Origin of the sequence: Mesorhizobium sp. M7A.F.Ca.MR.362.00.0.0, from assembly GCF_004023175.1 — a bacterium.
GTDB lineage: Bacteria > Pseudomonadota > Alphaproteobacteria > Rhizobiales > Rhizobiaceae > Mesorhizobium.
On record NZ_RZTF01001039.1, the window covers coordinates 1 to 265 of the forward strand.

1 pseudogene is annotated in these 265 nt (G+C 69.1%); it reads right to left on the minus strand.

From position 1 onward, the window contains the following. Positions 1-201: pseudogene (locus EOC06_RS39030) on the minus strand (signal recognition particle-docking protein FtsY); the annotation flags it as partial. Between the last annotated feature and the right edge of the window lie 64 nt (positions 202-265).

Genomic DNA, 265 nt, shown 5'->3' on the forward strand with positions numbered 1-265 from the left:
CTCCGGCGCCTTCCGCGGCTCGACCTTCTTGGTGACGGTCACCTTGCCGGGGGCGGCTTTCGGCTCCGGCGCGGGTTGTGGAAGAGGCTGCGGCTCGGGCGCGATTTCCGCAATGACCGGCTGCGATTCGATCGGCGCAGGCTGGCGAATGGGAGGGGCGATTTCGGCGGTGGGCGCTTCGGCCACGAGAGCAGCCGGCATGGCTTCCACGGGTGGCGCCGAATCTTTCGCAAGTTCGTGCTGCCCCTCACCCCTACCCTCTCCC